Below are 13,429 nucleotides of genomic sequence, written 5' to 3'. Positions count from 1 at the left end.
GGCTCCCGCCGGGGCGGTTCAGCTCTTGTAACGGAGCCGCTCCGGCGGGAACAGCTCGGTACCGAGCAGGGTGTTGGGGCCGTAGACGTCGATGAACAGGTCCTGCCTGGCCGCCAGCGGAGACAGGTCGACGGGCCCGGCGGAGAAGCTCACCGTGAGCTTGGTCAACCGCGGCAGCCGGAGCAACGGCTCCAGCCCCGCAGCGAGTCCGCACTTGAACAGGAAGAGCGCGTTCAGCTGCTCGTGCCGGACCAGCAGCGACGGATCGACGGCCATGCTGTGCAGTTGCAGGACCCGCAGGGCCGGTACCGACCGCTGCGCCGCCAGCTGAGCCACCTGCCGTTCGCTGGAAACGGTCAGTACGTCGAGGTCCTGCCAGCGCTCGAGCCCGTGCAGATCCAGGTGGCGCGCCCCCTGCCACAAGCTCAGACTGCGGAGCGATGCCGGGACGGGCAGCTCGGACACGCTGGTGGCGTCCGTTGCGAAGTCCAGCGAGAGGTGAGTCACCTCCTCCAGGGAGGCGAGGGGCCGGAGGGGGAGACCCGCGCGCACTCGGGTGAGGGTCAGGGTGTGCAGGGGGAGGCCGGCGAGAGGGCCGAGGCTCTCGACGCCAGGGCAGTCGTACAGGCCCAGCTGGGACAGGCCGCCAAGTGCGGACAGCGGAGACAGATCGGTGAGGGTCTCGTCCTCCTCGAAAGTGATGCCCTCGAGGTCGCCCCTGCCCGTCACGGCGGCGGGAATGCCGAGCCCCCCGCGCAGCGTCAGGTACCTCGCCTGCGGCAGCCGGTCCAGCTGGTGCAGCGCCTCGGCGGAGTCGCAGACCAGGTAGGTGTGCGACAGGTCGACCTCGGCCAGAACGGCATCCACGTAAGCGGCCCTGTCGAAGTACCGCCACCCGTTGGCGAGCTGTGCCCTGACTGTGGGGCGCCCGTCGTATCGGAAGCGGGTGACGCGGGCCAGGGCGCGCGGTCCCCCCACGAGGATGGCGGTGCGGACGACCGAGGCCGCTTCCATCTCTGACAGGGCGGCCGGGCCTGGCAGCAGGTCCAGGACCAGCTCACCGGCCTTGGCCAGCTCCGCCGCCTGGGTGAACCGCGTGGGCGGCAGTAGTTCGGCCGTCCGGGACTGGATCTCGCTGCGCAGGGACGGGTCCAGTTCCGGGGCGTGTTCCAGGCAGGCCGTGGCCAGGAGTGTCAGGCGGTTGCGGGCCCCCTTGACCTTGTCCGCGCGCTTCAGCAGGCCCCGCAGGATGCGGCTCCGTTCGTCCGGCCGCGCGTGGCCCACCGCCATGCGGATTACGTCGTCCCAGGTGTCGTCCTGGGCGTTCTTGACCAGGACGCCGAAGTCCCGGGACTCCACAGCGGCCTTCGCGCCCAGGTAGTCCTGGAAGGTGCGGTGGACGAAGTCCACCGAGCCCTTCACCGGCTCGCGCAGCAGCCCGCTGCGGATCAGGAGGTGAGTGAAGACCTGTTCCGCGTCGGCCTGTTCGCGGACCTGCGGCATCGCGTCGAGCCACTCCGCCACCAGCTCGACGGCCTCCTCCCGACCGGCCTCCACCTGCCCGTTGCGGATCAGCCAGTACGCGAACCGCTGGAGCAGCAGGATCTGTTCGTCCCGGGTGAGGTAGACCCCCTCCACCCCCGAGATCTCCCGCTCCGTGTCCCGCCGGACCAGCAGCATGTCCAGTGCCGCGTCGTACAGCTCCTTCCGCGCCCGGGGCAGCTGCATCCGCCGGTCCCGGTTCAGGGCGCAGAGCAGGGCGCACATCAGGGGGTTCGTGGCCAGGCGGCCCAGGTCGCGGCGGGCTGTCACCGCCTCGCGCAGCGAGGACTCGTACGCGTCGAGGTCCTCGCCCGGGCACTCCGCCCGCGCGGCCCGGTGCCAGTGCCCGATGAACGCGCCCACCTCCTCCCGCTCCATCGGCAGCAGTGAGTGTGCTGCGAAGCCCTCCCGTGCCAGCCAGTCCTCCGGCACCGCCGACGGGCGGGTGGTGACCACGTACCGGGCCTTCGGGAAGGCCGAGATCAGGGACCTCAGCCAGGTCTCCGTGCGGCCGCGCAGCCGCTGCGGGACCTCGTCCACCCCGTCGACCAGGACCAGCGCCCGGCCGCTGAGCATCAGCTCCTCCACCCAGCCCGGCGGAGCCGACAACGGCACCCCGGCGGCCTTGAGGAACTCCTCCGGCAGGGGCAGCGCCTCCGTCGTCGTGAAGGACCGCAGCCGCAGGACGAACGGTACGGACAGGGCCCACGGCCCCTCCGCCCGCCGGGCCGCGTTCAGCGCGAGCCACTGGAGCAGCGTGCTCTTGCCCGAGCCCGCCGGGCCCCGCAGCAGGACCCGTTCCGCCGCGCCGAGCGCCTGGTCGGCCCGGAGCGTCGTCCGGTGCATCCCCGGCTCGCCCGGCAGCACCGGCGGCTGCTCCCCGCTCACGCCCAGGCCGATGTACGCCAGGTCCAGCGGCCACTCCTCCCGCGCCCGGCCGGTGGTCAGGCCGAACAGCTGGAGCCGTCCGTGGGTGTCGGCCACCCAGCGGGCGTACCGCTCCTCGAAGGCGTGTCCCGTCCCGTCGCCCCCGGCCTCCGCCAGCCGGTCCACCGACCGTTGCAACGCCCCGGTGCGGCGTACGAGTTCCACCTCCGCCCGCGCCCCGAACGAGGGCAGCGTCGTCAGGTACTCCACCGCGTGCGCGCAGGCGAGCCGGATCAGGTCCCGGGCCAGGGCCTCGGCCGCCGGGCTCAGCCCCGACTCCGGCGGTACCCGCAGCAGGGCCGCCAGCCGGACCGGGTCCAGGTCCGCCGCGAAGACGGCATCGGCGTCCACCCGGCCCAGCCCCGCGAAGGCGTCGGCGACCGCGTCGAGCGCCGCCAGCCGTTCGTGCTCCGGCAGCCGGGCCGCGGCCCCGCCCAGACGGCCGGCCAGCCCCTCGGCCAGCCTCCGCGCCTCCGGCGCACCCAGCTCCTCCGGCCGGCGCCAGCGCGCGGCCGGCCGTACCGGGCGGTCGGCGAGCCGGGCCCCCGGCACCTGGCCCAGCCGGGACCGCCACAGCCACCCCGCCGCCGTGCTCGCCGCCCTGAGTACGGCGGTTTCCACCCCTGCCATGCGCCCTCCCCCTTGTACCCCGGGTAACCCCGTCGGATACTGATCGGTAACAACCCCTAGCGGCACCCCGGAACCCGCCCTAAGGTGCGCCCATGCCCAATCTGCCCGATGTCGTGCTGTGGTCCATACCCGCCTTCGTGCTGCTCACCGTCATCGAGGTGGTCAGCTACCGGCTCCATCCCGACGAGGACGCCGCCGGCTACGACGCCAAGGACGCGGTCACCAGCGTCACGATGGGGATCGGCAGCATCGGCTTCGACCTGCTCTGGAAGATCCCGGTCGTCGCGGTCTTCACCGCCGTCTACGAACTGACCCCGCTGCGGGTGCCGTTCCTGTGGTGGACCGCGCTGCTGATGCTCCTCGTGCAGGACTTCCTCTACTACTGGCAGCACCGGCTCCACCACGTCATCCGCATCCTGTGGGCCTGCCACGTCGTCCACCACAGCAGCCGCAGGTTCAACCTCACCACCGCCCTGCGCCAGCCCTGGACCAGCGCGACCACCTGGTGGTTCTACCTGCCGATGGTCGCCCTCGGGGTGCACCCCGCTGCGATCCCGTTCTGCTACGGCATCAACCTCCTCTACCAGTTCTGGGTGCACACCGAGCGCATCGGAAAGCTTCCCCGCCCCTACGAGTACGTCTTCAACACCCCCTCCCACCACCGCGTCCACCACGCCTCCCAGGGCGGCTACCTGGACCGCAACTTCGGCGGCATCCTGATCGTCTGGGACCGGATGTTCGGGTCCTGGGTGGGGGAGACCGAGCGGCCCGTCTACGGGCTCACGAAGAACATCGGCACCTTCAACCCCCTGCGCGTCGCCACCCACGAGTACGCGGCCATCGCCCGCGACGTGCGCGCCGCCCGCAGCTGGCGCGAGCGCGCCGGGCGGGTGTTCCGCGGGCCCGGCTGGCAGCCCGCCCCGGCCGCGGTCGCGCAGGCCGAGAAGGCGCCGGAGCCCGCCGCGTGAGTGCCGTCCAGTCCCGTATGCGGGCGGTACCGGAGGGCACCGGCACCGCCGGGCGGCTGCTGCTCGGTGCCTTCGCCCTGGCCTGCGCCGTCGACCTCGCCTCGCTGCTCGCCGGCTGGCACCCGGGGCACCTGATCGCCAAGCCGCTGCTGATGCCGCTGCTCGTCGGGTACGTGCTCACCCTGCGTGCCCCCCGGCTGCTGGTCGCCGCGCTGCTGTTCGGCTGGGGCGGGGACCTGGCCCTGCTCTTCGACGCCGAGCCCGCCTTCCTCCTCGGCATGGGCTCCTTCGCCGCCGGGCACGTCTGCTACCTCATGCTTTTCAACAAACACAGTCTGTTCGGGCGCGGCCGGACCAGTCCCGTGCTCGGGGGCGCGTACGCCGTGGCGCTCGTCGGGACCGTCGCGCTGCTGTGGGGGGACCTGCCGGCCGGACTGCGGATCCCCGTCGCCGGCTACAGCCTGCTGCTGGCCTCCATGGCCTACCGCTCCAGCGCTCTGGGCCGGATCGCGGGGGTGGGCGGAGCGCTGTTCCTGCTCTCCGACACCCTCATCGCCACCGGGGTGGCGAAGTGGCCGCAGCTGCCGCGCCCCGACTTCTGGATCATGGCCACCTACCTGGCGGCCCAGTACCTGCTGGCCGCGGGAGCGCTTCGCCGGGAGCAGGCGTACGGTAGGGAAGTCCTACAAGACTGAACTACCCGGAGGGCTGCACCACCATGCGCGCCACCGTCATCCACGCCCCGCACGACATCCGCGTGGAGGAGGTGCCCGACGCTGCGATCCAGCGCCCCGAGGACGCCGTCGTCCGCGTCCTGCGTGCCTGCATCTGCGGCAGCGACCTGTGGGCCTACCGCGGCGAGGCCCAGCGCCAGCCCGGCCAGCGCATCGGCCACGAGTTCCTCGGCGTCGTCGAGGAGACCGGCTCCGCGGTCTCCGGCCTGAAGGCCGGCGACCTGGTCGTGGCCCCCTTCATGTGGTCCGACGGCACCTGCGACTACTGCTCCGAAGGCCTGTACACCTCCTGCGTGCACGGCGGCTTCTGGGGCTCGGTCGGGTCCGACGGCGGCCAGGGCGAGGCCGTGCGGGTCCCGCACGCCGACGGCACCCTGGTCAAGCTGCCCGCCGCGGCCGCCTCCGACGACCACCTGCTGACCGGGCTGCTCGCCCTCTCCGACGTCATGGGCACCGGCCACCACGCCGCCCTGGGCGCGGGCGTGCGCGCCGGCTCCACCGTCGCCGTCGTCGGCGACGGCGCGGTCGGCCTGTGCGGGGTCCTCGCCGCCAAGCGCCTGGGCGCCGAGCGGATCATCGCCCTGGGCCGCCACAGCGCCCGTACGGACATCGCGAAGCTCTTCGGGGCCACCGACGTGGTCGCCGAGCGCGGCGAGGCGGCCGAGGCGGCCGTCCGCGAGCTGACCGGCGGGCAGGGCGCGCACGCCGTCATCGAGGCCGTGGGCACCGAGCAGTCCATGCGCACGGCGGTCAGCATCACCCGCGACGGCGGCGCCATCGGCTACGTCGGCGTGCCGCACGGCAGCGGCACCGGGCTCGACCTCGGTGTGATGTTCGACCGCAACATCAGCCTGCGCGGCGGTGTCGCCCCGGTCCGCGCGTACATCCCGGAGCTGCTGGAGGACGTGCTGAGCGGCGCGATCGACCCGGCGCCCGTCTTCGACCGTGCCGTGTCGCTGGACGAGGTCCCGGACGGCTACCGCGCGATGGACGACCGCAGCGCCCTCAAGGTCCTGATCAAGCCCTGATCAAGCCCTGACGGCAGAGGGGCCGGGCGGTGGTCCCCGCCCGGCCCCTCCCCGTCACCGCTTCACGGCTTTGAGGGCGTCGACCACGCCCGCGCCGTAGAAGCCGGTCTGGCCCCACTTGGCCTGGCAGGTGGTGGCGTCGACCAGGTTGCCGGTGCCGTCGTAGATCTTGTCCGGGCAGGCGGTCTTCGTCGCCTGGGCCTTGAGCATCGTCTGGAGCTGGGAGGGCGTGGCCCCCGGGTGCGCGCTCTTGAGCAGGGCGGCGACGCCCGCGACGTGCGGGGTGGCCATGGAGGTGCCCTGCTTGTAGCCGTAGCCGCCGCCGGGGAGGGTGGACAGCACCCGGCCGTTGGCGTCGGGGGTGGCCGGGACCTGCCACTTGTCGCCGCCGGGGGCGGCCACGTCGACGACGCCGAGCCCGTAGCTGGAGTAGTACGAGCGGAAGCCCTTGTCGCCGGTCGCGCTGACCGTGACCACGCCCGGCAGCTGCGCGGGCAGGTCCAGGCAGACCTTCGGGTCTATGGTGCGCGACGTCGGGGTGGCGTCGTCCGGGCTGGTGTCGTCGGTGATCGAGTCGGCGGCCAGGTCCCAGTTCTCGTTGCCGGCCGCGGCCACGTTCAGCACGCCCTTGCGCTCGGCGTACCTGCTCGCCCGGGTCACGGCCTCCACCAGCGCCTTCTGGTCGTCGTCCGTCTTGCAGTTGAAGTACCAGGGGTCGACGTAGTAGCTGTTGTTGGTCACCTCGATCCCCTTCTCGGCGGCGAACATGAAGCCGCAGACGACCGCCTCGGTGTAGAAGAGGCTGGTCCCGGGCTCGCTCACCTTGATCGCGGCGACCTTGACGCCCGGCGCGACGCCGCTGACGCCGATCCCGTTGCGCGCGGCGGCGATGGTGCCCGCCACGTGCGTGCCGTGGTCGCTGCCGTCGGCGTACGGGCGCCACGCGCCGTCGGTGGTGTCCGCGACCCCGCCGACGCAGTTGGCGGACTGCCCCTTGGAGAAGTTCGGGGCGAGGTCGGGGTGGGTGTCGTCGACGCCCGTGTCGATGACCCCGACCGTGACGTCCCGGCTGCCCGCGTCGACCTTCTGGGCCTGGTCGGCCTTGATCGCCCGCAGGTCCCACTGGTTGGCTTCCAGGGGTTCCTGGCCCGGCTCGGCCCGCGCGGCGGCGCGCGCGGCGTCGGCGTCGCTCAGCCGCTGGGTGGTGCCCTCCTCGGTGGTCTGCACCGTCTGGAGGGGGGCCGTACGGGTGGCTCCCACGGACACGAACAGGTTCCGCTGGGCCCGCAGCCGCTTGGCGAAGTCCGGGTTCTGGGAATGTGCGACGACGACGCCGATCTGTTCATAGGACGTCACCACCGTCCCGCCGGCCTGCTCGACGGCCTTCTCGGCCTGCCTGGCCGTCCCGTACGCGGTCAGGTTGGCCACGTACGAGAGCGCGGGGCCGGTGGCGGCGGCCCGGGCGGGCGTCGCCGAGCCCGCCGTGTCGCCCAGCGGCGCGGCCGAGGCAGCCACCGAGGGCAGGAAGGCGAGTGAGGCCGTGAGCGCCAGGCCGACCGGAACGGCGAGGGCCCGCCGACGGCCGGATCCCAGATGAGCCATGGGTTCTCCACATCATCCGTGAAGGAGCAGTCCGCACGCGGTCGCGTCGGACGCGTTCATGACAAGCGAACCTAGCGGCGCCGTTCGCCTTTGCGCCATCAGTTCGAGGAATCAGCCGTTTAAAACGCAGAACCGCCGAAGAAAAAACGGGTGTTGAACCGTCCCGGCGCGCCGCACGTGCCGTTGACCGGGGGGCTCAGCACCACCGCCCCCCACACGGAGGTTGTTTTGCACGTCCCCACCGCACCCGCGCCACAAGGAGAACCCCCCGTGACCACGCAAGCAGCGCCGCCGCCGGGCGGCGCGGGACCGGCCCCGGCCCAGGTGTCGGCCGAAGAGTTCGCGCGCGTCCAGCAGAGCCCCGAGTTCGCCGAACTGCGCAGCTCCTACCGCTCCTTCGCCTTCCCGCTCACCGTGGCCTTCATCGCCTGGTACCTGCTCTACGTCCTGCTGTCCAACTACGCGGGCGGCTTCATGGGGACCAAGCTCTTCGGCAACGTCAACGTCGCCCTGGTGCTCGGACTCGCCCAGTTCGCGACGACCTTCCTGATCGCCTGGCTGTACTCGCGGCACGCCGCCGCCAAGCTCGACCCCAGGGCACGGGCCATCAAGAACCGGCTGGAGGGCGGAGCGTGAGCGCCATCCCGCACCTGACGACCGCCGCCGGCGCCACCGAACACCGCCCGCTGATCATCACCCTCTTCGGGCTGTTCGTCGTCGCCACCCTCGTCATCACCGTCTGGGCCGGCCGCCAGACCAAGGACGCCGCCGACTTCTACGCCGGCGGCCGCCAGTTCACCGGCTTCCAGAACGGCCTCGCCATCTCCGGCGACTACATGTCCGCCGCGTCCTTCCTCGGCATCGCCGGAGCCATCGCCCTCTTCGGCTACGACGGCTTCCTCTACTCCATCGGCTTCCTCGTGGCCTGGCTGGTGGCCCTGCTGCTGGTCGCCGAACCGCTGCGCAACTCCGGCCGCTACACGATGGGCGACGTGCTCGCCTACCGGATGCGCCAGCGGCCCGTCCGCACCGCCGCCGGCACCTCCACCATCGTGGTATCGATCTTCTACCTGCTCGCCCAGATGGCCGGCGCGGGCGTGCTCGTCTCGCTGCTGCTGGGCATCACCGCCGACGGCGGCAAGATCGCCGTGGTCGCCCTGGTCGGCGTACTGATGATCGTCTACGTGACCATCGGAGGGATGAAGGGCACCACCTGGGTCCAGATGGTCAAGGCGGTGCTGCTCATCGCCGGCACCCTCCTGATCACCTTCCTGGTGCTGCTGAAGTTCGACTTCAACGTCTCCGCGCTGCTCGGCCAGGCCGCCGAGCACAGCGGCAAGGGGGCCAAGTTCCTGGAGCCGGGCCTGAAGTACGGCAAGGACTCGCTGACCAAGCTGGACTTCTTCTCCCTAGGCCTCGCCCTGGTCCTCGGCACCGCCGGCCTGCCGCACATCCTGATCCGCTTCTACACGGTGCCCACGGCCAAGGCCGCCCGCAAGTCCGTGAACTGGGCCATCGGCATCATCGGCGCCTTCTACCTGATGACCATCGCGCTCGGCTTCGGGGCCGCGGCCCTCCTCGACCGCGACGCCATCATCAAGTCCAACAAGGCCGGCAACACCGCGGCCCCGCTGCTCGCCCAGGCCGTCGGCGGCGGCCCCGACTCCACCGGCGGCGCGATCCTCCTCGCGGTGATCTCCGCGGTGGCCTTCGCCACCATCCTCGCCGTGGTCGCCGGCCTCACCCTGGCCTCCTCCTCGTCCTTCGCGCACGACATCTACGTCAACGTCATCCGCAAGGGACGCGCCACCGAGAAGGAGGAGGTGCGCGCCGCCCGCTGGTCCACCGTGGTCATCGGCGCCGTCGCGATCTTCCTCGGGGCCCTGGCCCGCGACATGAACGTGGCCGGCCTCGTCGCCCTCGCCTTCGCGGTCGCCGCCTCCGCCAACCTCCCGACGATCCTCTACAGCCTCTTCTGGAAGCGCTTCACCACCCGGGGCGCGCTGTGGTCCATCTACGGAGGCCTGATCTCGGCGGTCGGCCTGGTCCTCTTCTCGCCGGTGGTCTCCGGGAAGCCCACCTCGATGTTCAAGGACGCCGACTTCTACTGGTTCCCGCTGGAGAACCCCGGCATCATCTCCATCCCGCTGGGCTTCCTCCTCGGCTGGCTGGGCACGCTCCTGTCCAAGGAAGAGGCCGACCCCCAGAAGTTCGCCGAACTGGAGGTGCGCTCCCTCACCGGCACCGGAGCCCACTGACAGGGGGGCGGCTCCCCGAGACCGTACGAACACCGTGCGTGGCCGCGTCGTACTTCCGTACGATGCGGCCACGTTACGTCTCGTTCATTCGGGCACCCCTCCGGGACACACGGGTCGCGTAGGCTCGATCCATAGAACCTCTAGATCCGGACAGGGGAGGGGGGCCCACAGTGCTTCTCGACACGTACGGCCGCGTGGCCACTGACCTGCGCGTCTCGCTCACCGACCGGTGCAACCTGCGCTGTACCTACTGCATGCCCGAAGAGGGCCTGCAGTGGCTGGGGAAGTCCGATCTGCTCAGCGACGACGAAATCGTCCGGCTGATCCGTATCGCCGTCACGCACCTGGGCATCACCGAGGTCCGCTTCACCGGCGGCGAGCCGCTGCTGCGGCCCGGCATCGTCGGGATCGTCGAGCGGTGCGCCGCCCTGGAACCCCGCCCCAGGATGTCGCTGACGACCAACGGCATCGGCCTCAAGCGCACCGCACAGGCGCTCAAGGCCGCCGGCCTGGACAGGGTGAACGTTTCGCTCGACACCCTGCGCCCCGAGGTCTTCAAGACCCTCACCCGCCGCGACCGCCACCACGACGTGATCGACGGCATGGCCGCCGCCCGCGAGGCCGGCCTGACCCCCGTCAAGGTCAACGCCGTCCTGATGCCCGGGCTCAACGACGACGAGGCCCCCGACCTGCTCGCCTGGGCCGTCGAGAACGAGTACGAGCTCCGCTTCATCGAGCAGATGCCCCTCGACGCCCAGCACGGCTGGAAGCGCGAGGGCATGATCACCGCCGGGGACATCCTCCAGTCCCTGCACACCCGCTTCACCCTCACCGAGGAGGGCGCCGAGGAGCGCGGCTCCGCCCCCGCCGAGCGCTGGCTGGTCGACGGCGGCCCCGCCACCGTGGGGGTCATCGCCTCCGTCACCCGCCCCTTCTGCGGAGCCTGCGACCGCACCCGGCTCACGGCCGACGGCCAGATCCGTACCTGCCTGTTCGCCACCGAGGAGTCCGACCTGCGCTCCGCGCTGCGCTCGGGCGCCCCGGACGAGGAGATCGCCCGCCTGTGGAAGGTGGCGATGTGGGGCAAGAAGGCCGGCTCCGGCCTCGACGACCCGTCCTTCCTCCAGCCCGACCGCCCGATGTCCGCGATCGGCGGCTAGCCGCACCGGCCGCGTACGTGGAAGGGCCCTCCCGCCGGCGGGAGGGCCCTTCCACGTTTCAGCGCTCCGAGCCCTCCGGCTGCACCCACTCCTCCAGCTTCACCACGTCCTTCAGGAAGCCGCGGACCCCGAGGAACTGGGAGAGGTGCTCGCGGTGCTCCTCGCACGCCAGCCAGGTCTTGCGCCGCTCCGGCGCGTGCAGTTTCGGGTTGTTCCACGCCAGGACCCATACGGCCGCGTCGCGGCAGCCCTTGGCGGAGCAGGTGGGGGTATCGGAAGAGGTCACGGCCCCAACCCTACAAACGGAAGGGCGACGCCGGGCAGCCACGGGGGGAGCTGCCCGGCGTCGGTCCGTCGCTCCGACGGGGGATGCGGAGCGCGTAGGCAGTATGTCACGCAGGACCGGGTGGGGTGCACCGGAACTTCATGATTGATCTGAGGTTTTCCTGAGGTTCCCCGGCTCCAGCGCGGGACGCACCGGGGCGGGCACGAAGTGCGACGGCAGCGAGGGCGTCGATTCGCGCCCGGCGTTCGCGATGACCACCGCGATGTAGGGGAGCAGGAGGCCCGCCGCGAGCGTCACGACGGCCACATGGCGCTCCACGTTCCACAGGATCACCGTGGCGATCACCGACACGGTCCTGATGCCCATCGAGATCACGTACCGGCGCTGGCGCCCCCGTACGTCCTCCGCGAGCCCCATGCGGGCCCCGGTGATCCGGAAGACCTCGGCTCCGTTCCGCTTCGTCCGCTGCATGCCCCCACGGTACGCCGCCGCCCGGACGGCGGGGAGAAGGGGGTACCGCCCGAACGGAGCCGCCCGGCGTGCGTGGTGCGCCCTGCGGACCGAGACTGGCCCCACATGCGCACACCGCGCCGCGAGGAGGCTCGACATGTCTTGGTTGTGGGCGATCATCGTCGGTTTCGTGCTGGGCCTCATAGCCCGGGCCCTCCTGCCGGGCAAGCAGCACCAGCCGATCTGGCTGACCACCATTTTCGGCATCCTCGGCGGCGTCCTGGGCAACGCCGTGGCGACCTGGATCGGTGTCCACGACACCAGGGGCATCGACTGGATCCGGCACCTGCTCCAGCTCGCCGGCGCCGTGGTGATCGTCGGGCTCGGCGACATGGTCTACCTGGCCGTGCGCGGCGACCGGCGCCGCACGGCCTGACCGCCGACAGCCCGCCGGACGAAGGCGGGCACGACGAAGGGGCCGGTACGGACCTCGCGGTCCGCGCCGGCCCCTCGCCGCAGTGCCCGTCAGGCGCCGGTCACCTCGACCGCCGCCAGGTTCTTCTTGCCGCGGCGCAGCACCAGCCAGCGCCCGTGCAGCAGGTCCTCCTTCGCCGGGACCGCGTCCTCGGCGGTGACCTTCACATTGTTCACGTAGGCACCGCCCTCCTTCACGGTCCGGCGCGCGGCGGACTTGCTGGCGACCAGGCCGGTCTCCGCGAACAGGTCCACCACCAGGCCCGGCTCCGCCACCTGCGCGTGCGGCAGCTCGGACAGGGCCGCGGCCAGCGTGGCCTCGTCCAGGTCCGCCAGCTCGCCCTGGCCGAACAGCGCCTTCGACGCCGCGATCACGGCCGCGCACTGGTCCGCACCGTGCACCAGCGTGGTCAGCTCCTCCGCGAGCGCCCGCTGGGCGGCCCGCGCCTGGGGGCGCTCGGCGGTCTGCGCCTCCAGCTCTTCCAGCTCCTCACGGGAGCGGAAGGACAGGATCCGCATGTAGGTGGAGATGTCCCGGTCGTCCACGTTCAGCCAGAACTGGTAGAACGCGTACGGGGTGGTCATCTCCGGGTCGAGCCAGACGGCCCCGCTCTCGGACTTGCCGAACTTGGTGCCGTCCGCCTTGACCATCAGCGGGGTCGCCAGCGCGTGCACCTGGGCCTGCGGCTCCAGGCGGTGGATCAGGTCCAGGCCGGCCGTCAGGTTGCCCCACTGGTCCGAGCCGCCCTGCTGGAGGGTGCAGCCGTAGCGGCGGTACAGCTCCAGGAAGTCCATGCCCTGGAGCAGCTGGTAGCTGAACTCCGTGTAGCTGATGCCCTGGTCGGACTCCAGCCGCTTGGCGACCGAGTCCTTCGTCAGCATCTTGTTGACGCGGAAGTGCTTGCCGATGTCCCGCAGGAACTCGATCGCGGACATGCCCGCGGTCCAGTCCAGGTTGTTGACCATGACCGCCGCGTTCTCGCCCTCGAAGGACAGGAACGGCTCGATCTGGGTGCGCAGGCGCGTCACCCAGTTCGCGACGGTCTCCGGGTCGTTCAGCGTCCGCTCGGCCGTCGGCCGCGGGTCGCCGATCTGCCCGGTGGCCCCGCCGACCAGCGCCAGCGGGCGGTGACCCGCCTGCTGGAGCCGGCGCACGGTCAGCACCTGCACGAGGTGTCCCACGTGCAGCGAGGCGGCCGTCGGGTCGAAGCCGCAATAGAACGTGACGGGACCGTCCGCGAAGGCCTTGCGCAGCGCTTCTTCATCGGTGGACTGGGCGAACAGCCCGCGCCACTTCAGTTCGTCGACGATGTCCGTCACGGTCTCTCGACTCCTTGCGAATGGTGGGAATGCCGTGCTCAGTCTAGGTG

Annotated in this window: 12 protein-coding genes; 7 read left to right on the top strand and 5 right to left on the bottom strand. The window is 71.6% G+C overall.

The genetic code is table 11. The features are described from left to right. Positions 1-18: 18 nt before the first annotated feature. On the bottom strand, positions 19-3,099 hold the full coding sequence (locus B4U46_RS08795) for an NACHT domain-containing protein (RefSeq protein ID WP_079425591.1): 3,081 nt from the start codon (positions 3,097-3,099) through the stop codon (positions 19-21). Positions 3,100-3,191: 92 nt separating this feature from the next. Between B4U46_RS08795 and B4U46_RS08790 the strand changes: the two genes are divergently transcribed. The 3 genes from B4U46_RS08790 to B4U46_RS08780 are packed head-to-tail and all read left to right on the top strand — an operon-like array spanning position 3,192 to position 5,829. Next, positions 3,192-4,067, top strand: coding sequence for a sterol desaturase family protein (locus B4U46_RS08790; protein WP_079425589.1), 876 nt, complete (start codon positions 3,192-3,194; stop codon positions 4,065-4,067). A gap of 17 nt (positions 4,068-4,084) precedes the next feature. Continuing rightward, positions 4,085-4,762, top strand: coding sequence for a lysoplasmalogenase (locus B4U46_RS08785; RefSeq protein WP_079425587.1), 678 nt, complete (start codon positions 4,085-4,087; stop codon positions 4,760-4,762). A 23-nt stretch (positions 4,763-4,785) separates the two neighbouring features. After that, positions 4,786-5,829 (top strand): zinc-dependent alcohol dehydrogenase family protein, encoded by a 1,044-nt coding sequence (locus B4U46_RS08780; RefSeq protein WP_079425585.1) that lies wholly within the window; start codon positions 4,786-4,788, stop codon positions 5,827-5,829. A 54-nt stretch (positions 5,830-5,883) separates the two neighbouring features. On the opposite strand, the gene B4U46_RS08775 is transcribed toward B4U46_RS08780, so the two are convergent. Further along, positions 5,884-7,431: a S8 family serine peptidase gene (locus B4U46_RS08775; protein WP_079425584.1), complete on the bottom strand. Its 1,548-nt coding sequence runs from the start codon at positions 7,429-7,431 to the stop codon at positions 5,884-5,886. A 270-nt stretch (positions 7,432-7,701) separates the two neighbouring features. On the opposite strand from B4U46_RS08775, the gene B4U46_RS08770 reads away from it, so the two are divergent. The 3 genes from B4U46_RS08770 to moaA all read left to right on the top strand — a co-directional run bounded on the left by B4U46_RS08770 (position 7,702) and on the right by moaA (position 10,849). Then, complete coding sequence (locus B4U46_RS08770) at positions 7,702-8,067, top strand: DUF485 domain-containing protein (RefSeq protein WP_079425582.1); 366 nt, start codon at positions 7,702-7,704, stop codon at positions 8,065-8,067. After that, complete coding sequence (locus B4U46_RS08765; RefSeq protein ID WP_237292744.1) at positions 8,064-9,689, top strand: cation acetate symporter; 1,626 nt, start codon at positions 8,064-8,066, stop codon at positions 9,687-9,689. Before B4U46_RS08770 ends, B4U46_RS08765 begins: the two co-directional genes overlap by 4 nt. Before the next feature lie 170 nt (positions 9,690-9,859). Next, positions 9,860-10,849, top strand: a complete 990-nt coding sequence (gene moaA / locus B4U46_RS08760) for a GTP 3',8-cyclase MoaA (RefSeq protein WP_079425580.1) — start codon at positions 9,860-9,862, stop codon at positions 10,847-10,849. 58 nt (positions 10,850-10,907) lie between these two features. Here moaA and B4U46_RS08755 read toward each other — a convergent pair whose 3' ends face one another. Beyond that, complete coding sequence (locus tag B4U46_RS08755; RefSeq protein WP_107438241.1) at positions 10,908-11,135, bottom strand: hypothetical protein; 228 nt, start codon at positions 11,133-11,135, stop codon at positions 10,908-10,910. 138 nt (positions 11,136-11,273) lie between these two features. Further along, the gene (locus tag B4U46_RS08750; RefSeq protein ID WP_079431635.1) at positions 11,274-11,606 is read right to left on the bottom strand and encodes a DUF3099 domain-containing protein; all 333 of its coding nucleotides are present in this window, start codon (positions 11,604-11,606) and stop codon (positions 11,274-11,276) included. A 136-nt stretch (positions 11,607-11,742) separates the two neighbouring features. Here B4U46_RS08750 and B4U46_RS08745 point away from each other — a divergent pair, with 136 nt between their 5' ends. Next, on the top strand, positions 11,743-12,021 hold the full coding sequence (locus B4U46_RS08745; RefSeq protein WP_079425577.1) for a GlsB/YeaQ/YmgE family stress response membrane protein: 279 nt from the start codon (positions 11,743-11,745) through the stop codon (positions 12,019-12,021). 89 nt (positions 12,022-12,110) lie between these two features. Here B4U46_RS08745 and tyrS read toward each other — a convergent pair whose 3' ends face one another. Beyond that, positions 12,111-13,379 (bottom strand): tyrosine--tRNA ligase, encoded by a 1,269-nt coding sequence (gene tyrS, locus B4U46_RS08740; RefSeq protein ID WP_079425575.1) that lies wholly within the window; start codon positions 13,377-13,379, stop codon positions 12,111-12,113. Positions 13,380-13,429: the final 50 nt, after the last annotated feature.

This window comes from Streptomyces katrae (assembly GCF_002028425.1).
GTDB classification, from domain to species: domain Bacteria; phylum Actinomycetota; class Actinomycetes; order Streptomycetales; family Streptomycetaceae; genus Streptomyces; species Streptomyces katrae_A.
Note: the sequence above shows the minus strand (reverse complement) of the source record. Positions and strands in the feature narration are given on the sequence as shown.